Annotated in this window: 19 protein-coding genes; 15 read left to right on the plus strand and 4 right to left on the minus strand. The window is 42.4% G+C overall.

The window, feature by feature from the left end; genetic code table 11:
- The first annotated feature begins 68 nt into the window (after nt 1-68).
- The 10 genes from prmA to serA all read left to right on the plus strand — a co-directional run bounded on the left by prmA (nt 69) and on the right by serA (nt 9810).
- Nucleotides 69-953 carry a 50S ribosomal protein L11 methyltransferase gene (gene prmA, locus PCIT_RS08165; protein WP_010362462.1) on the plus strand — a complete coding sequence of 295 codons (885 nt, stop codon included), beginning with the start codon at nt 69-71 and terminating at the stop codon, nt 951-953.
- A gap of 252 nt (nt 954-1205) precedes the next feature.
- A complete protein-coding gene (dusB, locus tag PCIT_RS08170; RefSeq protein WP_010362461.1) occupies nt 1206-2177 on the plus strand; it encodes a tRNA dihydrouridine synthase DusB in 972 nt (323 codons plus the stop codon).
- An 18-nt stretch (nt 2178-2195) separates the two neighbouring features.
- On the plus strand, nt 2196-2486 hold the full coding sequence (gene fis, locus PCIT_RS08175) for a DNA-binding transcriptional regulator Fis (protein WP_005491017.1): 291 nt from the start codon (nt 2196-2198) through the stop codon (nt 2484-2486).
- Between the two features lie 250 nt (nt 2487-2736).
- Nucleotides 2737-4323 carry a bifunctional phosphoribosylaminoimidazolecarboxamide formyltransferase/IMP cyclohydrolase gene (gene purH / locus PCIT_RS08180; protein WP_010362460.1) on the plus strand — a complete coding sequence of 529 codons (1587 nt, stop codon included), beginning with the start codon at nt 2737-2739 and terminating at the stop codon, nt 4321-4323.
- A 97-nt stretch (nt 4324-4420) separates the two neighbouring features.
- Entirely contained in the window at nt 4421-5254 is an 834-nt protein-coding gene (locus PCIT_RS08185) for a class I SAM-dependent methyltransferase (protein WP_010362459.1), read from the plus strand.
- A 15-nt stretch (nt 5255-5269) separates the two neighbouring features.
- Nucleotides 5270-6553, plus strand: coding sequence for a phosphoribosylamine--glycine ligase (gene purD, locus PCIT_RS08190; RefSeq protein ID WP_010362458.1), 1284 nt, complete (start codon nt 5270-5272; stop codon nt 6551-6553).
- A 130-nt stretch (nt 6554-6683) separates the two neighbouring features.
- Entirely contained in the window at nt 6684-7232 is a 549-nt protein-coding gene (locus PCIT_RS08195; protein WP_010362457.1) for a hypothetical protein, read from the plus strand.
- Complete coding sequence (locus PCIT_RS08200) at nt 7229-7840, plus strand: 5-formyltetrahydrofolate cyclo-ligase (protein WP_010362456.1); 612 nt, start codon at nt 7229-7231, stop codon at nt 7838-7840. Before PCIT_RS08195 ends, PCIT_RS08200 begins: the two co-directional genes overlap by 4 nt.
- A 74-nt stretch (nt 7841-7914) precedes the next feature.
- Nucleotides 7915-8568, plus strand: a complete 654-nt coding sequence (rpiA, locus tag PCIT_RS08205) for a ribose-5-phosphate isomerase RpiA (RefSeq protein WP_010362455.1) — start codon at nt 7915-7917, stop codon at nt 8566-8568.
- A 12-nt stretch (nt 8569-8580) separates the two neighbouring features.
- Nucleotides 8581-9810, plus strand: a complete 1230-nt coding sequence (serA, locus tag PCIT_RS08210; RefSeq protein WP_010362454.1) for a phosphoglycerate dehydrogenase — start codon at nt 8581-8583, stop codon at nt 9808-9810.
- An 84-nt stretch (nt 9811-9894) separates the two neighbouring features.
- Here the strand turns inward: serA and PCIT_RS08215 are convergent, their stop codons facing one another.
- Nucleotides 9895-10815 (minus strand): hypothetical protein, encoded by a 921-nt coding sequence (locus tag PCIT_RS08215; protein ID WP_010362453.1) that lies wholly within the window; start codon nt 10813-10815, stop codon nt 9895-9897.
- Between the two features lie 13 nt (nt 10816-10828).
- Nucleotides 10829-12199 carry a DNA repair protein RadA gene (gene radA / locus PCIT_RS08220; protein WP_010362452.1) on the minus strand — a complete coding sequence of 457 codons (1371 nt, stop codon included), beginning with the start codon at nt 12197-12199 and terminating at the stop codon, nt 10829-10831.
- Between the two features lie 208 nt (nt 12200-12407).
- Here radA and PCIT_RS08225 point away from each other — a divergent pair, with 208 nt between their 5' ends.
- The gene (locus PCIT_RS08225; protein WP_010362451.1) at nt 12408-14903 is read left to right on the plus strand and encodes a PilZ domain-containing protein; all 2496 of its coding nucleotides are present in this window, start codon (nt 12408-12410) and stop codon (nt 14901-14903) included.
- 48 nt (nt 14904-14951) lie between these two features.
- Here PCIT_RS08225 and ampE read toward each other — a convergent pair whose 3' ends face one another.
- Nucleotides 14952-15806, minus strand: a complete 855-nt coding sequence (gene ampE / locus PCIT_RS08230) for a beta-lactamase regulator AmpE (RefSeq protein WP_010362450.1) — start codon at nt 15804-15806, stop codon at nt 14952-14954.
- A 14-nt stretch (nt 15807-15820) separates the two neighbouring features.
- Nucleotides 15821-16360: a 1,6-anhydro-N-acetylmuramyl-L-alanine amidase AmpD gene (gene ampD / locus PCIT_RS08235; RefSeq protein ID WP_010362449.1), complete on the minus strand. Its 540-nt coding sequence runs from the start codon at nt 16358-16360 to the stop codon at nt 15821-15823.
- Nucleotides 16361-16504: 144 nt separating this feature from the next.
- Here ampD and nadC point away from each other — a divergent pair, with 144 nt between their 5' ends.
- The 4 genes from nadC to PCIT_RS08255 all read left to right on the plus strand — a co-directional run bounded on the left by nadC (nt 16505) and on the right by PCIT_RS08255 (nt 19992).
- The gene (nadC, locus tag PCIT_RS08240; protein WP_010362448.1) at nt 16505-17362 is read left to right on the plus strand and encodes a carboxylating nicotinate-nucleotide diphosphorylase; all 858 of its coding nucleotides are present in this window, start codon (nt 16505-16507) and stop codon (nt 17360-17362) included.
- Between the two features lie 505 nt (nt 17363-17867).
- The gene (locus PCIT_RS23225; protein ID WP_010362447.1) at nt 17868-18284 is read left to right on the plus strand and encodes a pilin; all 417 of its coding nucleotides are present in this window, start codon (nt 17868-17870) and stop codon (nt 18282-18284) included.
- A 3-nt stretch (nt 18285-18287) separates the two neighbouring features.
- Nucleotides 18288-18743, plus strand: coding sequence for a pilin (locus PCIT_RS23230; RefSeq protein WP_010362446.1), 456 nt, complete (start codon nt 18288-18290; stop codon nt 18741-18743).
- Nucleotides 18744-18762: 19 nt separating this feature from the next.
- Nucleotides 18763-19992 carry a type II secretion system F family protein gene (locus PCIT_RS08255; protein ID WP_010362445.1) on the plus strand — a complete coding sequence of 410 codons (1230 nt, stop codon included), beginning with the start codon at nt 18763-18765 and terminating at the stop codon, nt 19990-19992.
- The last annotated feature ends 40 nt before the right edge of the window (nt 19993-20032 follow it).

Here is a 20032-nt window from a genome sequence, read left to right on the forward strand (position 1 = left end):
AAAAAGATTTTTATCTAAAAAAGGCCGCTTTAGCGGCCTTTTTGTTGACATATTAATTAGGAATAACCATGGCTTGGATCCAAATCCGAATTCACGCAAATAAAGACTCAGCTGACCAATTAAGTGATTTATTACTGGACGTTGGTTGCCCTTCAGTCACCTTTATGGACGCCAGTAACAACCCTGTATACGAACCTAAGCCAGGTGAAGTGATCTTGTGGCCTGATACACTCGTTATCGGTCTCTTTGATGCGGCACATGATATGGATGTAGTGGTTGCCTACTTAAAAGCTAACAGCGAATCTGAGCTTACCTATAAGATTGAGCAACTTGAAGATAAAGACTGGGAGCGTGAATGGATGGATAACTTCCACCCCATTAAATTTGGCGAGCGTCTGTGGATCTGTCCAAGCTGGAGAGATATTCCTGAACCAGACGCTGTGAATGTATTACTGGACCCAGGCCTCGCCTTTGGCACAGGGACCCATGCCACCACTTCACTGTGCTTAAAGTGGCTTGAGCGCCAAGATTTAACTGGTAAAACTGTGGTTGATTTTGGCTGCGGCTCAGGCATTTTAGGCATTGCCGCCATTAAGCTTGGTGCAGAACGTGTCATCGGTATCGATATCGACCCTCAAGCACTTGCTGCAAGTAAAGATAACGCCGGTCGTAATGGCGTTGCTGATCAGCTTGAAGTCTACTTACCAGAAAATCAACCTGAATTCAGTGCTGATATTGTAGTAGCCAATATTCTGGCTCAGCCCCTAAGGGAACTGCATGAAATCATTTTAGCATTTCTAAAACCTGGTGGTGAAATCGCCATGTCGGGTATTTTAGAAGAGCAAGCTCAAGCGGTTGCTGACGTTTATGACCCGCATATTGACCTTGATAGCATTGCCCAAGAAGGTGAATGGACGCGTGTAAGTGGTCGTAAAAATATCAAGGCGAGTTAGTAGTTTGTAACTGGTAAAGCCTCTACGTAACAGGCTTTACCTTTTATTATCACAAATCAATCTGACTATTTTGCAACCAAGTTGAATTTTTTAGATTAAAAAACAGCCAAATAAATCCAACTCTCAAACTGTTATAAAAAGTCAACCCACTAAGTTCAAAAAAAAAACAATAATGTTCAATTTATAGCCTTTGATTTTTGCAAAAAAAACCGTAAACTTAGCGCCCCTTGAAAAGAGGCAGATTAAACTACTGTGCGTATTGGTCCTTACCAACTTGATAACAACATTATTGTGGCTCCTATGGCAGGGATCACTGATAGACCGTTTAGACAACTTTGTCGCCGTTTGGGCGCTGGGTTAGCTGTATCGGAAATGATGTCTTCAAATCCAAAGGTATGGAAAACTGACAAGTCAATGAACCGAATGGATCATAGCGGTGAGTCAGGCGTGCGTTCAGTACAAATTGCAGGTGCTGATCCTGAATTAATGGCACAAGCAGCTCAGTTTAATGTTGCAAACGGGGCGCAGATCATAGATATCAATATGGGCTGTCCCGCAAAAAAAGTGAATAAGAAACTGGCAGGCTCAGCACTGTTACAGTATCCGGCATTAGTGGAAGAGATAGTTGAGGCGGTAGTAAATGCCGTTGAGGTACCTGTTACACTAAAAATTCGCACAGGGTGGAATACGGATAATCGTAACGGCGTAGAGATTGCCAAAATTGCTGAACGTAATGGCATTGCCTCACTTGCCGTACATGGCCGCACAAAAGCGTGTATGTACAAAGGTGAAGCTGAATATGTCACGATTAGGGATATCAAACGTTCAGTATCAATACCTGTGGTTGCTAATGGTGATATTACATCTCCAGAGAAAGCGAAGCAGGTACTGGAATATACGGGTGCAGATGCCATCATGATTGGTCGAGCCGCCCAAGGTCGCCCTTGGATATTTAGGGAGATAGACCACTTTTTGCGAACTGGAGAACATCTACCTACGCCAGAAATATCTGAAGTACGTAGTATTTTGATGGAGCATTTAATTAATCTTCATCAGTTTTACGGGGAGCCGATGGGAGCGCGCATCGCACGAAAACATGTATCTTGGTATTTGCAAACCCATGACCAAGCAGGTCAGTTTAGGCGAGTATTCAATGCCCTCGAAGCGCCAAATGAGCAAATCGAGGCTTTGGAAAAATACTTTGAAACACTAGCAGCTAACTAAGAAAGAAAGAGACATACGATGTTCGAACAAAATGTGACTTCTCCATTTATTACTAACGCTCATGTTCAGTCACAAGAGAAACCGCAACCTTTACGTGATGCAGTAAAAAAAGCTGTACATCACTATTTAAAGCAGCTTAATGGTCAAGATGTACAAGACGTATACGACCTTGTTCTTTCTGAGCTAGAAGCGCCATTGCTTGAAGAAGTAATGACGTACACACGTGGTAACCAAACACGTGCAGCGATCTTACTAGGTATCAACCGTGGTACTCTTCGTAAGAAGCTTAAAAAATACGGTATGAACTAAGCACTCGCTTAATTCAGACTAAATACAAAAAGCACTTAATTGTGCTTTTTGTATTTTATAGCTCCCCTTTTCAAGCCAACTTTATTCTTGCCTAACATCTTATCGTTACATTAAACCCTTGCTCATAAAATAAATTGTAATTTTCTCAACAGCACTTTTGTGTTTTCCATCGTTTTCTTCTCTCAGATAGGCTAAAATAGCGCCCTTCTAAGCTAGCCCTTAACTTATCATTGAGGAAACCCTAACCATCATGGATATACATCGTCCAATTCGTCGCGCACTATTAAGTGTGTCAGATAAAACCGGTATCGTTGAATTAGCGCAAGCACTCAGTGCACAAGGCGTTGAAATTTTATCAACAGGCGGTACATATAAATTATTAGCTGATAACGGCATTGCTGCCACGGAAGTATCTGACTATACAGGTCACCCTGAAATCATGGATGGTCGCGTTAAAACACTTCACCCTAAAGTACACGGCGGTATTTTAGCCCGTCGCGGTCAGGACGAAGGCGTAATGACAGAAAACGATATTTCTGCAATTGACATGGTTGTGGTTAACTTATACCCCTTTGCACAAACTGTTGCAAAAGCTGACTGTAGCCTTGAAGATGCCATTGAGAACATTGATATCGGCGGGCCAACTATGGTACGCGCAGCGGCAAAGAATCACAAAGACGTGACAATTGTTGTTAATGCGCAAGACTATACTCGTGTGATTGCTGAACTAAACGAACACAATGGTTCAACAACCTACCAAACACGCTTTGATCTTGCTATTGCCGCATATGAGCACACAGCACAGTACGACGGTATGATTGCTAATTACTTTGGTAAAATGGTGCCTGACTACACTGAAGAAGCAGCCGTTGAAACTAAGTTTCCACGCACAATCAATATGCAGTTCACTAAAAAGCAAGATATGCGCTACGGTGAAAACTCGCATCAAGACGCCGCTTTTTATGTTGAAAATGATTTACAAGAAGCTTCTGTTGCAACTGCGACACAGCTTCAAGGTAAAGCGTTATCTTTCAACAATATCGCTGATACTGATGCAGCCCTTGAGTGCGTAAAAGAATTTGACGTACCAGCGTGTGTTATTGTTAAACATGCAAACCCATGTGGTGTTGCCGTTGACGAGAACATTTTAGCCGCCTATGACAGAGCGTTTAAAACAGATCCTACTTCAGCCTTTGGTGGCATCATCGCGTTCAACCGTGAGCTTGATGCTACAACGGCTGAAGCGATTGTTGCACGCCAGTTTGTTGAAGTGATCATTGCTCCTAGCATCAGTGAAGAAGCAGCACAAATTGTCGCTGCTAAGAAAAATGTTCGTTTGCTAGAATGTGGACAATGGGATGCAAAGACAACCCAGTCTGATATCAAGCGCGTTAATGGTGGTATTTTGGTTCAAGACCGCGACCAAGGCATGGTAACGCTTGGTGACTTGACTGTAGTTTCAAAACGCCAACCTACTGAGCAAGAGCTTAAAGACTTACTATTTTGCTGGAAGGTCGCTAAATTTGTTAAATCAAACGCCATTGTTTATGCCCGTGACGGTATGACAATTGGTGTAGGCGCAGGTCAAATGAGCCGCGTTTACTCAGCAAAAATTGCCGGTATTAAAGCAGCTGACGAGAACCTTGAGGTAAAAGGTTCTGTTATGGCATCTGATGCTTTCTTCCCATTCCGTGATGGAATTGATGCCGCTGCCGCCGCAGGTATTACTGCGGTTATTCAACCGGGTGGGTCAATGCGTGATGAAGAAGTTATTGCCGCAGCAGATGAAGCTGGTATGGCTATGGTCTTAACTGGCATGCGTCACTTCCGTCATTAATCTATGAGCACGAAACGTTTATCGTTTCGTGCTTTTTGTTTGCCCTAAATTCAAGTATTCTGCTTAAAACACAATCACAAAAGTGAAGGACAGAAAAATGAAATTTGGATTAAAAACACTTCTTGCTGTAAGCGTTGTTACTGCTATCGCAGGTTGCGCGAGCAATGGTAACTCAAGTTCTAACGTTGCTTCTGAGCTTGTTTCTGCAGCCAGTAATTCCGAACGTTCTGAGAAAAACCGAGCACGTGACCAATATAGAAATCCGGTAGAAACCCTGGACTTCTTTGGTTTAGAAGCGGATATGACCGTGGTAGAAATTGCACCTGGTGGTGGCTGGTATTCAGAAATATTGGCACCCGCGGTTAAAGGGTCTGGCATTTTATATGCGGCACACTTTCCAGCAGATTCTCAGGTAAAATACTACCAGCGCTCGCTAGCTGGCTTCAAAGGTAAAGTTGCTCAAGATAGCCGTTTCAGTGAAGTGAAAATAACCGAATTTGCACCACTTACGCATTCAGACATTGCCCCTACTGGATCTGCGGATATGGTGCTAACATTTAGAAATGTCCACAACTGGTATATGCGCCAAGGTGATGAAGGTGTATTAAATGCATTTCAAGCGTTTAATAAAGCACTCAAATCTGGTGGCGTATTAGGTGTGGTTGAGCACCGTCTACCAGAGCATCGTGATGACGCAGACCAAAAAAGCTCTGGCTATATGAAACAAAGCTATGTGGTAGATATTGCGAAACAAGCAGGATTTGAATTAGTGGCTCAAAGTGATGTGAACGCTAACCCTTTAGACAGTGCTAATCACCCTAAAGGTGTTTGGACATTGCCACCGCGCTTGGCATTGGGTGACAAAAATGCCGATCAATATAAAGCGATTGGGGAAAGCGACCGCATGACTCTCAAATTTAAAAAGCTTTAATAGGAAAATTAAGCCATGAATGTACTGGTCATTGGCAGTGGCGGTCGTGAACACGCTCTTGCGTTCAAAGCCGCTCAAAACCCTTCAGTAAAAACTGTATTTGTTGCACCTGGTAATGCAGGGACAGCCCTAGAGCCTAAACTAGAAAATGTGGCTATCAAGGTTGAAGACCTCGATGCACTTGTTTCATTTTCAAAAGAAAATAATGTTGAGTTGACCATTGTTGGCCCTGAAGTACCACTGGTACTTGGCGTTGTTGACAGGTTTCGTGAAGAAGACCTTGCGATTTTTGGTCCAACCGCTGCGGCAGCGCAGCTTGAAGGATCAAAGTCGTTTACAAAAGACTTCTTAGCACGTCACGATATTCCTACTGCTGACTATGAAACTTTTGAGCAAATCGAGCCTGCGCTTGTCTACTTGAAAGAAAAAGGCGCACCAATTGTCATTAAAGCCGATGGCTTGGCAGCTGGTAAAGGTGTTATTGTTGCGATGACAGAAGCAGAAGCTGAAGAAGCCATTCGTGATATGCTCGCTGGTAACGCATTTGGTGAAGCTGGCAGCCGCGTCGTAATTGAAGAGTTCCTTGAGGGTGAAGAAGCTTCATTTATCGTCATGGTAGATGGTAAAAATGTTTTACCCTTTGCAACCAGCCAAGATCATAAACGTGCATTTAATGGTGATTTAGGTCCAAATACTGGCGGTATGGGTGCGTATTCACCTGCACCAGTTGTCACAGCTGACATTCATCAACGCATTATGGATGAAGTTATCTTTCCAACCGTCAATGGGATGGCAAGTGAAGGTAACCCATACACAGGTTTCCTATACGCAGGCCTGATGATTGCCGCTGATGGTACGCCGAAAGTGATTGAATATAATTGTCGCTTTGGTGATCCTGAAACACAGCCTATTATGCTTCGTCTACAATCAGATCTCGTAGAACTGATTGAAGCTGCTAATCGTCAAGAGCTTGATAGTACGCCTATTAAGTTTGACCCACGCGCAGCTGTTGGCGTAGTACTCGCAGCGAAAGGTTACCCTGCGAGTTACCCTAAGGGTGATGTCATTTCTGGGTTACAGGTAAGCTATGCTGAGGGTGAAAAAGTCTTCCACGCCGGTACTAAGCAAGATGGTGAAAACGTTGTCACGGCAGGTGGACGCGTGTTATGTGCGACAGCATTAGGCCACACAGTGACCGAAGCACAAAAGCGCGCTTATGCACTGGCAAAAGATATTAAGTGGGCCGGTGTTGAATACCGTACCGATATTGCCTACCGTGCTATTGCCAGAGAGCAATAGGCAACGAAGTTAATATAATAAGGCCAGCACTCGCTGGCCTTTTCTTTACTCTCTCGTAACTTACGTCATTCGCATCACACTAAAAATTGGGTATACTCAATGCATTAGTAAAATAATTAGGATTGCGCTCATGACTGACAAATACCGAGTCGTATTTGCGAGCTTAAATGACGGAATAGCTGCCTCTGATGCCATTACCAATTTAAGCCAAAGACTGAAGATCCCCGAGTCAAAAGTACAAGCATTCTTTGCCAATAAACCCTTATTTTCACCCGCAGATAAGGAAAAAAGTGCAAAACAAATTAAATTACTCAATTCGATGGGGATCAATGCTAAATTACAAGCCTTTGGCACCCCCTCTTCAACCGTAGAGCAAACCGCTCAAACCCAACGAGATGAAAGATTATTTGGTGCATTAGATTACATCACAAGCAGCTTGATCAGAATTGAAGAGCGCCTAGAAGAGTTGGAACAACGTCTTCCTGAACAGCCTGCAGAAAGTATGGAACAAGCTGCTGAGCAATGGGAAGATGATGAGTTATTTGAGGAATTGGAATTAGATAGCCCAGCCCCTAAACGTAGTAAAGTACAATACGGCCTAGGTGTCGTGCTGATACTTTTATTAATCGTTCTCGCAATCGCGATTGCTTTTCCTGAACTCATTACATTAGAAATATGACTGCAACCACATCAGGTACAATTCAAGAAGAACGTGCATTAATTCGTAAAACCGTACGAAATGCACGCAACAGCTTGTCTATAGCTGAACAAAAAGAAGCCGAAACGGCCCTGTGTATTAATTTTTCTCAACATATAAAACTCGATAAACCAGCCCATATAGCCCTATATTTGAGCAACGATGGAGAACTAAGTACGAAGCAATTAATACAACACCTTACAGAAGAAAATCACACCATTTACCTGCCCATAATACACCCTTTCAACGGCACAACATTACTCTTTCAAAGATATGAGAAAAATTCACCCATGATCGCTAATCGCTATGCTATCTTGGAACCTAAGTTGAATTGTAGCCATATATGCCCTCTTTATTCGCTTGACTACCTATTTACACCGCTCGTTGCTTTTGACGAGGTTGGCAATCGCTTAGGTATGGGCGGCGGTTACTACGACAAAACATTAGCAAACTATCACAATACTGGTGCGACAAAGCCCGTTATTGTTGGGCTGGCTCATGATTGTCAAAAAGTCCAACAGTTGCCGATTGCGGCGTGGGATGTACCATTAAAGCATATATTAACACCAAGCAAACTTTACAGTTGGTAAATCATTTGGCCAGTATTTTATGACATTTTTTAGGGTATACTGCGATAAATTTTGACAACAAAGTGAATTGCGTTATGACCCAAGATGAAATGAAAAAAGCAGCTGCGTGGGCTGCACTAGATTACATAGAAGAAAATACCATAGTTGGCGTGGGCACGGGATCTACCGTTAACCACTTTATAGATGCACTGGGCTCAATTAAAGACACCATTAAAGGCGCGGTTTCTAGTTCAGAAGCATCAACGGAAAAGCTAAAAGCACTCGGAATTGAAGTATTTGAGCTAAATGATGTCGCTCAACTCGATGTTTACGTAGATGGCGCCGATGAAATAAATCATAGCAATGACATGATCAAAGGCGGCGGTGCGGCTTTAACTAGAGAAAAAATTGTTGCTGCTGTGGCAAATAAATTTATCTGTATTGTTGATGATACTAAGCATGTTGACACACTTGGTGCATTTGCATTGCCCGTAGAAGTTATTCCTATGGCAAGAAGCTATGTAGCAAGAGAATTATTAAAGCTTGGCGGCGACCCGGTATATAGGCATGGCGTAACAACTGATAATGGTAACGTTATCTTAGACGTTCATGGCTTAAGTATCTCTGAGCCAAAGCAACTTGAAGAAAAAATTAACCAAATCGTGGGCGTAGTGACAAATGGTCTATTTGCACAACGCGGCGCTGACATTGTGATAACTGGTACCCAAAAGGGGCCAAATATAAATTAACAGGAATGAGTCATGAGTACGGTATCGTTAGCAAAAGAGAAGATCAAAATATTGTTGTTAGAAGGTATTCACCAAAGTGCCGTCGAAACGCTAAAGCGCAATGGCTACAGCAACATTGATTATGTCAAAACCTCGTTACCTGAAAGTGAACTTATTGAGCGGATCAAAGACGTTCACTTTGTCGGGCTCCGCTCACGTACGAATCTATCACAAACCGTATTAAACGCCGCAGAGAAGTTAGTTGCTGTAGGTTGCTTTTGTATTGGTACCAACCAAGTTGCACTAGATGCAGCCAGAGAGCGCGGCATTGCGGTGTTCAATGCACCCTTTTCAAATACTCGCTCAGTTGCAGAGCTCGTCTTAGGAGAAATTTTACTACTACTAAGAGGGATCCCGCAACGAAATGCCATGGCACACCGTGGAGAATGGTTAAAATCTGCAGTCGGCTCTTATGAAGCTCGAGGAAAAACACTCGGCATCATTGGCTATGGACATATCGGTACTCAGCTTGGGATCATGGCAGAAAACATTGGCATGCGTGTTGAGTTTTACGATATTGAAGACAAGCTCACACTCGGTAATGCCCAACAAGTACAAAACTTAACGCATTTATTGCAACGTGCAGACGTGATCAGCCTCCATGTACCAGAAACCCCGTCTACCAAAAACTTAATTGGTATGGCAGAGTTAGAAGTCATGAAGCAAGGTGCTATTTTAATTAACGCATCTCGTGGTACTGTTGTGGATATTGACGCTTTGGCTGAGTCACTACGTGACCGTAAACTCTCTGGTGCAGCGATTGATGTATTTCCAACAGAACCTAAATCAAATGACGAAGAGTTTGTATCGCCATTGCGTGAATTTGATAATGTGATTTTAACCCCTCATGTGGGTGGCTCTACTCAAGAAGCACAAGAGAATATTGGCATAGAAGTGGCAGGTAAGATTGCGAAATATTCAGACAATGGGTCTACACTGAGTGCTGTGAACTTTCCTGAAGTGTCTCTTCCTGAGCTTGCTAATCGCAGCCGTTTACTCCATGTTCATCAAAACCGTCCAGGTGTATTAACACAAATTAACCAGGCCTTTGCTCAACATGGTATCAACATCGCTGCGCAGTATTTACAAACTGATGAGTCTATTGGTTATGTGGTTATCGACGTAGACAGTGATCACTCAGAAGTCGCGTTGAAAGAATTGAGCGCGGTTGAAGGCACTATTAGAGCGCGGATCTTGCATTAATCGCAGGCTTTTATCAGAGGGAAATGACGTTGTTCGCCATTTCCCCTTTTTTATGAGTACTTAATTTACCGTAGAGAGCTTAGGCTATTTACCTTGAACCTCTAAGTTTAGTAATTTAGCCAATTCCTCTGGCTGCCCAGCCAACATCATAGCCTGTTGAGATAATGATTCAATATCACTATTCTCTGGCAAAGACACAGACAAACTAAACGACTCTTTACCCTGAGCGAATGCGATGACAGCATCCTTTGCTGCTTGCGGGATCGGAGCCTGTGCTAACTGCATTTGGAGCATATTTTCGAAGCTGGCTTGATCTAACCCAGCCGCCGCGACCTGCTCATCAAGCAACTGAGCCAGTTGTCCTTTATCTCCAATCTTAACTTTTAAAGACTTAGGCGCCAATTGCTGCATTGCATCCATTACTTTGGTTTGCATCTGCAACTGCTCTTCAACAGTTAATGCTGATGTATTTTGTGCCTTTTGCATTTCAAAAGACACCTCCATTAATGGCGTGCTATTATTGAGTTCCATGTCAAAGTTAAGCCCCGAGATCCCTTGCGCAGCCAGATCCATTTTTAGTCGGCTATATCCTGTTTGCGCATCATATGCTAAAGACGTCCCAAAATTATATCGCGCATCTAGCAAAGCTTTAGGTACATTTGTATTGTCTGCTTTAATTGCATCTGACAGTGTAAAGCCTTTCATATTGATTTCAGTAAACTCACTGATTTTGTCTTCTTCGTAACCAATAAGAACAATTTCATCAATGCTAAATGCTACCGCACCTTCTAGGTCTGACACAGTCAAGCCATTAACCACAATATTGCCATTAAATACATTTGCTGATGCATCCGCATAATCAAACTGCATACCAGACTCACTCGCTGAAAGTGCAAATTGTGCTTGCAACTTGTCATCAACAAGCTGATTTACATGCGATTGCATTGCCACATAACCCGCAGCAAGTGCTCCCGTGGCCAACAAAATAATGACTGATTTTTTCATTTACTTTTCCGTATTAAAATAAAGCTTCAAGGGCATCGCTTAAGCAATTAACTGCTATGATCTCCATCCCCTCGATGATTTCCTTTGGTTTATTTGCACTTGGTACAATAGCACGTTTGAAGCCATGCTTGGCCGCTTCTTTTAACCTTTCTTGGCCGCTTGGCACTGGTCTTATTTCACCGCCAAGGCCCACTTCACCAAAGACCACCAGCTCTCGGTCAAGAGCATAGTTTTTAAAGCTAGACACAAGCGCTGTGATCAAGGCCAGATCGGCACTGGTTTCAGAGACTTTGACACCCCCTACCACATTCACAAATACATCTTGATCCGCAACTTGCAAGCCCCCGTGACGGTGCAGCACAGCTAATAACATAGCCAATCGATTCTGCTCTAAACCAACCGTCACGCGTCGAGGGTTAGCTAATTGAGAGTAATCAACTAGAGCTTGTACTTCAACAAGCAAAGGGCGCGTTCCCTCCCAAATAACCATTACCAATGAGCCTGGCGTTTGTTCTTCACCGCGATTAAGAAAAATAGCTGAGGGGTTACTTACCTCTTTAAGCCCCTGTCCCGTCATCGCAAATACGCCTAGCTCATTCACTGCACCAAAACGGTTCTTGTTTCCGCGCAATGTTCTAAATCGACTATCGCTACTGCCTTCAAGTAAAATAGAGCAATCAATACAGTGCTCAAGTACTTTAGGACCTGCCAAAGAGCCATCTTTGGTCACATGTCCTACCATAAAAATTGCGACCTGATTTTGCTTTGCAAAACGCGTTAAATAGGCCGCACTTTCTCGTACCTGCGACACACTACCCGGTGCTGACTGCACATCACTCATATGCATTACTTGAATAGAGTCAATAACCATGATGCTGGGCTTTTCTTTAAGTGCTAACTGACAAATTGTCTCTACATTAGTTTCCGCTAATGTGCGTAATTTATTAGTAGGTAACCCTAATCGGTGTGCGCGCATGGCCACTTGCTGCAAGGACTCCTCACCAGTGACATATAGCGTATTCATCGACTCGGCCAACATACACATAGTTTGTAATAACACAGTACTCTTACCGGCTCCAGGTGAGCCACCGATTAAAATGGCACTGCCAGGAACCACCCCACCACCTAATACTCGGTCAAATTCTTTAAACCCCGTAGTAAAACGCGGTAGGCTCTCTAGGTTAACCTCATCTAGCGTTTGCACGGTTGCTTCAACCATGCCGGCATAGCCAGACATCGCTGAGCTTTTAGGCGCGGCTTTAACTGACGGTACTCTAAACTCCGTGATCGTATTCCAAGCACGGCATTCCGAGCATTGGCCTTGCCAACGCGCAAACTCCGCACCACAATCATTACATACAAATGCAGTTTTCTTTTTTACCATAATACAGGCACACTTTTTGCTTATTTAACTTTTAATCCAACTTATTCGGCAATATATACGAAATACTGGCACTAACAAGCTGAGTTTCTTTAATTGTTTAAGAATAATGTTAACTATGACCTAATATTGTCATAGTATTGGCTAAGTATTTAAAAAATTATAACGATATAGCCTCACGGCACGAATACAGGTATGAATACGGTTCATTATGGCTGAAGATAAGCTGCAAAAATATCAACCCCTCATCGACGACTTAAAGTTGCAATTAGGCGATCCTAATTTTGACCAAATTTTTGCACAAACGACTTCCTCACTTTCGAAGCCTGATCAATTCCTGTTAAAAATGGAAATGTCCCGCCTTTCTCAGCCGGTCGCCAGATTTATAGATTTACGAGGTCAAGTTGCCGGAGAAGTAAAACCTTATGAGCACGATGGCAAACAGCACTTCATGGATAACGTCGCTATTGACGTATTTGAAGAAGAGCTGGCACGCCATGGTAAATATACCTTAGCCGTCTATGAAGCGGTCATGCACACCGAAAATAACTATAAGGTGATGCAAAAAAACCAAGACGAAGAAGAAAGCACACCACAAGCTGGCATTAAAACGGAGAGCGGAGCAAAGTTAATTCGCTTCGCATCATATGAAAGCCGCTGTGAAGAGCGCATGAATTACTCGATAAAAATCACCGTCGATTTTGGTAAAGATGGTACGGTGTCGGCCACCACTTCAGATATTTCTCTCAGTGGTGCAAAAATCAAAGTGTCACCTAATTACAGCGCTGTACCCGGTCAATTAATTGGTATTCGCCTTGTCGGGCTTGAGCAAGATTTTGAATTAGGGCTCAAAGGTGGCATTCAATATGAAGTGGTTGCGATAGAACCCGTTTCTCGTGATTACCAGCATATTCGCTTAAAGCGAACTTTCATTGAAAACAATTCCGGTTTTGACGAATTTTTACAAAGCTTCATTCATGGTAATAAGCGCCGTTACAAAATAAATTTAGATAACACCATGGATGCGGTCGTTTGCAAAGGTTATGAGCAATTTTACTTACCCAGAGTCAGCTCACTATTTGTGTATTTTGCCAAAAAAGGCAAACACTTACTGCCTACAATTGCGCTCACCAATGAAAACAATGCGTTTGTTAACTATTACTTTGAAGATGAAAGAAAAGTCTCATCTTTATACAGCATCTTTAGTCAAAGTCGATTAGCGAAGATCCTCGCGTTTCCCAATGCGGTGAAAGAAGCCACAGTTTATACATTCACACACTCCAATAGCGGAAAAATTTACTATTACTCCGCGTTTGGTTATGAATTAGATGAGCACCCAGAATTAAAAGCCTTATTTTTAGGTTTTGGTAGCCAAAAAGACAGCTGGCGTACTTATAAAGTACAGCTAATGCCAAGCCATCACGAAGATGCCTATATTCCTTTATCTTTGCCTCTTAGTGCCGGTAAAAATGTAGAAAAGCTTAATAAACGCCCGACTCCCCGAGTACAAGGCATTATTCAAGATGTGAAATTTTTAATGTTGCTCACTGATATTTCGAGTAAACAACAACTCGATGTATATCAAGCGCAGCAATTTGATAGCAACTCAGTTAACAAGCTCAAACAGTTTGGCCATGGCAGAGCGGCTAACCCTCCCGCGTTAGAAGTCGTTGCGCTTGAATATGTTAATTTACGCTCGCATAAACGCTACTTGTATAAAACAGCAGTAACCATGCACCTAGATGCAGACCATGCACTTACAGGTAATACGCGTGATTTCTCGGTGATGGGGCTGCAATTGGAAACCCCTACCCCCTCGACGGTTAAAAAAGGCGATATTGTTCACCTTGAATTGCCTGATTTGCAAAAAATTACTAAGCAGCACCAATTAAACCACTTACGCTATGAAGTGATGGCAGTGAGTAAATCAAAAACCATTATTAACCTTAAAGTAAGTAAGTTAACTGACTTACCGCATGTGGGAATGGCGTTCTTCAAACAGTTAATTGATATGAACAAAAGTAAACTACATGCATGTGAAGAAAGCCCCAAGATCCCCGGCCTTTCGACCGCGTTGCGTAATATGGTGACAAAAACGGTCTGCCAATTTCCGCTTTATATCCATAAGGAATCTGCCTTATTCAGTATTGGTGCCATTGGCTTAGGTTTATACCCAACAAATTTACATAGACTGTTGATGGCCTACCATAAAGGTGGCCCTGAACACTTAAATGCAACCAGTCTATTTCCAGAAAACTTTATTGAAGAACACTTAAATGAGGCGTTTCGCCATGCATCACGTCAAGATAAGCCTCTCAAGTATACTGTATTTGTTCGCTTTGACTGTATGAAAGAGCGACTGTCTGAGGCATTAAAAAGCCAATGTGTTGCTTATGATGAGCCCATAGAGCCACTTTATCTCTTTTTGAAAAAAGCGGTGAAAAAAGACATCTTATTTGTCTTCCACTTACATATTTCAAAAACAGGCCGACCAGATACTGACTATCTGGCTAACGAGTTAAAATACGTGAGCCATTATGCATTGCATAAAGCAAAAGATTTAGAAGAGGCGTTATGGTCTGTAACTGGGGTATGTGACTTAATTGACATCAGCGATGAAGCAATACGCCAACTGGATATAGAACCAAGGTATGTTAGCGCCATGCAAGAACGCAAGAGAGCATGGCTTGATGGGCTACTACATTAAGAAATAAAGAGTAGCCCAAGCCAGCATCAAACTATTTATAAGCGAATACTAGGCTAATTGCCCAAACAGTGTTAATCCAGCAACGAGTGCTAAAAATAGCAATACATTACGTTTAACTAACCGCATCATACATGTCGCTTCATAGGTACACCCTGCATATTGCTGTTCAATTTGTTCAGCAGCTAAGGCGGTGGTCGTAACCAACTTACGGTTTGTGATAGAAAAATTTAACGCGTATTTAACCCAATAATGAGTACCTTTTGAAAAGTTCCCAATGATCAAATAACCAAAGCTGGTCAAACGTGCAGGTAACCAGTTTAAGCAAAATAATAACCCGTCTAACCGAGACTGGTATTGATAATGCGCCGCAGATTTTTGCTGCTCAATGGTCATATCAAAAGCAGCCCGAATAGCAGCGTATAACACCGCCCCCGGAACGCCTAACACCACAAACCAAAACATCACCGCACAATAGTGGCGAAAGTTTACCCACGCGAGCGTTTGCCCAAACCATTCACCACCTTGCTCTTGCTCTGTACGCACTTGGCCCATTTGCAAGGCATATAAAGTAGCCGCTTCACTGTCGCCTCGTGTTAGCGCATTTAAATACCCTTTATATTTTCTTCTGGGTTCATTACACCCAAAGCAAACTATTAAAATTACGATATTGAGCACAAACTGCCATAGTGCAAAGTCAGACAATTGATAAAGGTAGGCCACAGCAACAACCGGCAATAGCAAATAGCACATAAACCCAATGCCACTATTTAAGTATTTTTTTATTATTGGGTTGCCATATCCCATGTTTAAATAACGCTGTACATAATAGTCGATTTGCCAGTGTGCACTTCGAGCACCTAAGCGCTCCAGAGTTAAAGCTAAAATAATCGAGATTAGAATCATTACGTTGTCTCATTTCATTTAATCAAGTCAAAAAACCGTTGCCACTCAAATGCAGCGCCAGGATCTGTTTTTCTACCAGGTGCAATATCACAATGACCAACTATCCTCTCGTATGTCATTGCTGGATATTCACGCATCAATTTTTTCGTAAGCCTACTCAGCGCTCTGTATTGCGCATCGGTATAGGCCGTATCATCGGTACCTTCAAGCTCAATGCCAATACTAAAGTCATTACAACGACTTCGCCCAGCAAACTCTGATACCCCAGCATGCCAAGCCCGCTTATTAAATGGCACATACTGCAATAAAGCGCCATCACGACGAATAAAGCAATGCGCTGATACTCTTAACCCATCTAAATCAACAAAGCTTGGGTGCGCATGACAATCAATCACCCCGGTAAATAAATCATCAACATAGGATGTACCAAACTCACCAGCCGGCAGCGAAATATTGTGGATCACTAATAATGATATCTCTTCACCATCAGGTCTGTCATCAAAAAATGTACAAGGCCTGCGCTGCGCTGTATCAGACCAGAACAACTCACTCATAATATGCACTTTTTATTGTTTATATATTTATTTTAACCATACCAACCTTTATTTAAATGCACTACCTTGATTGTGTAATAGCGCGCTACACAGTAAAATTTGTATCAAATCAATCTGGTCAATACAACTTACAAGTGGCGTACTATGCACAGCGAACTCATGACACCTGAACACATTACTTTATTAGTAAAGCAAGCACTCAACGAAGACCTCAACTTCCAATCGGCCAATGATGGCGATATTACTGCGCAGTTAATTCCTGAATCTCAGCAAGCGAATGCATTTGTGATCACACGAGAAGACTGTGTATTTTGTGGTGAAGCGCTTGTACTCGAAGTATTCAAACAGGTCGACGCAAGCGTTAAGGTCATAATGCTGGTAAAAGACGGTGAGCAAGTAGCTGCCAACAGTAAGCTATTTACCGCAGTTGGCTCAGCACGCTCAATACTCACCGCAGAAAGAACCGCACTAAACTTTGTGCAATCGCTCAGTGGCACCGCCACCACAACCGCTCATTATGTGGCAGCATTAAAAGACAGCAACACCCGCCTCCTGGATACCAGAAAAACCATCCCCGGGCTGCGCGCTTTACAAAAGTATGCTGTAACGTGTGGCGGAGGTAAAAACCATAGAATAGGCTTGTTTGACGCCTTTTTAATTAAAGAAAACCACATTGCCGCCTGCGGCGGTATAGCTGCGGCAGTCAACCAAGCCCGAGCAAATCACCCAAATAAGCCTGTTGAAGTCGAAGTGGAGAGCTTATCTGAATTACAGTTAGCATTAGATGCAGGTGCCGACATTATTATGCTAGACAATTTTAGCGTAGCGGATATCAAAAGCGCTGTTTCTCTAACACAAGGCCAAGCGAAACTTGAAGTATCAGGTAATATGACCCTCGACATTCTCACAACCTATGCACAGGCAGGTGTTGATTTTATTTCTAGTGGCGCACTTACAAAAAACTTACAAAGCATCGACCTATCAATGCGCTTCGATACTTAATCGAAATCAAATAGGTGGTGATTAGACGCAAAGTCATCACCTAATAGATTGACAAGTAGGCAAAAAAACCATCTAATACGAACAAAGAATGAGAGTGTAACAAATAATTTATCAAACCAACCACGAATCATGATAAAGTAGTAATTATTGATTAATGTAAATGCTTTAAAACTGAAAAAGTCGTATTTTACCTTGTTACGCTCAGTAAATGTTATTAAAGTATTAGCCTGTATTGCCCGATAATAGAGATATAATGCACCGCGGTGTTAGCAAAGTAACACAGCACTCAAAATGAAACCTTGATAATTATCATAGATTAATTTGGGGTAAATGGTTTGATACTCTAAACTTTGTTAACAACATTGCATGCTAACGAAGGAGATTGTAGCTGGGGTAACGCGCTTAGCGACATGCTAATAATGCGGCAGCTCAAGTTATTGCAATAATTTTAATAATCATCTAACTTAGAATCGAAGTTAGGTATACATCCTTTAGGAGACACATCATGACTAAACAACAACAGGGTGGTTTTACCCTTATTGAATTAATGATTGTAGTTGCAATCATCGGTATTTTGGCAGCGGTTGCATTGCCTGCCTACGAAAACTATTCCAATCGCGCACGCTTCGCTGAAGCCGTTTTAGCGGTTACACCAAGTAAAACAGCTGTTGAATTGGCAATACAGACTAAAAGCCCTGAAAAAATAGACGACTTAAACTCTGCTGTATTAGGTATTCCTGCAGCTATCACGGCAACCACAACAGCTCATGGTGTCGCTGTGGCTAAAGGTGTAATTACTGTAACTTGGAAAAGCGATGGAAGTGCACTTGCTGGTGTGACTTACACCCTGACAGCCGGAGGCGTTAAACCTCCAGTTGCTTGGACACAAGGTGGTACTTGCTTAACAAGTGGTTTGTGTTAATTAATGCTCCGTACCTCGAAAAAGTATAGTTTTTCTGCACGTTTAGATGGCTTTACTCTAATCGAGGTACTCATTGTTGTCAGTATTATTGCACTATTAACATCAGTGGCTTTACCGCGCTACCAACTTTACTTAGATAGAGCACGGTTCTCAGAAGTGGTACTGGCAACGTCTTTATATAAAAATAGCATAGAAACAATATTCTTATCCGGTAGGACTCGAGACTTAACCGAACTAGATGGCGGAAAACTCGGTATTCCAAACAATGACTCTGATCAAGTTTTGCCTCACCGTTATATTGAAACTGCCTCTGTAACAGACGGAGTTATCAGAATTGAAAGCAATATAACGTCAAACAATCAACGTGTTACTTATATTTTAACACCCAGTGTCAGTAGTGCTGGTAACACGCTCACTTGGCAAGTATCTGGCACGTGTAAAGATGCAGGATTATGCTGATGGGTAGGTTATTAGTAAAATGAATGACAAGAAAAAAGAGCCGTCGTTAGATACATTTCAGTGGGTTGGTGTAAGCAGCAGAGGTAAGCGCTTAGAAGGCGAAATGGCTGGAACCAGTGTTGCATTGATAAAAGCACAGTTACGTAAGCAAGGTATTACCCCCTCTAAAGTAAAACGAAAGCCTAAAGCGCTTTTTGGCTTAAATAAAACACAAAAAATCACCGCAAAAGACATATCAATCACGACTCGGCAAATTGCCACCATGCTGATGGCTGGCGTGCCTTTAATTCAAGCTTTAGAGATGATCTCCTCTGGCGTAAAAAATAAAAGCCTGAGTAAATTAATTGCCAGCATTGCCGACGAAGTCAAAGCTGGGCAACCTCTTTCCCGCTCTTTGAGGGCATATCCCCGCTATTTTGATGACTTGTACTGTGATTTAATACAATCAGGGGAGCAATCTGGTGCATTGGATAAAATATTTGACCGTGTCGCGCTTTACAAAGAAAAAGCTGAAGCCTTAAAATCTAAAATTAAAAAAGCGCTTTTTTATCCTATTGCTGTTGTTGTTGTTGCGCTAATCGTCACATCGATACTGTTAATCTTCGTTGTTCCACAATTTCAAGACATCTTTAATGGCTTTGGTGCAGAGCTACCCGCATTCACGTTAATGGTTATTGCCATCTCAGAGTTTATGCAAGAGTATTGGTGGCTGGCGGTCATACTCATTGCCGGGGGCATATATACTTACAAAGAAATGCTGCTGCGCTCTAAGGAATTACGTAACTTTAATGATAGGCTCTTACTTCAGCTCCCCGTTGTCGGTGCCATATTAAATAAAGCTGCTGTTGCACGATATGCTAGAACCCTATCAACTACATTTGCGGCTGGTGTGCCATTAGTGGATGCATTAGATTCCGCCGCTGGCGCGTCTGGAAACGTCATATACCGAGATGCAATCCTTGATATAAAAGGTGATGTTAGCTCAGGAAATCAAATGAATTGGGCAATGCGCAACTCAAAAGTATTCCCCGATATGGTAATACAAATGGTCGCAATTGGTGAAGAGTCTGGCGCGCTTGATAGCATGCTGGCAAAAGTTGCCAATATTTACGAGCAAGAAGTAGATGATTTAGTAGACGGATTATCTAGCTTGCTAGAGCCGCTAATCATGGCGGTATTAGGCGTATTAGTTGGTGGGCTTATTATTGCTATGTATTTACCCATATTTCAGCTTGGCGCTGTTGTTTAACATCATAACTTTCATATCAAACAACCTATTAATAACAAAA

The organism is Pseudoalteromonas citrea (genome assembly GCF_000238375.3).
GTDB lineage: Bacteria > Pseudomonadota > Gammaproteobacteria > Enterobacterales > Alteromonadaceae > Pseudoalteromonas > Pseudoalteromonas citrea.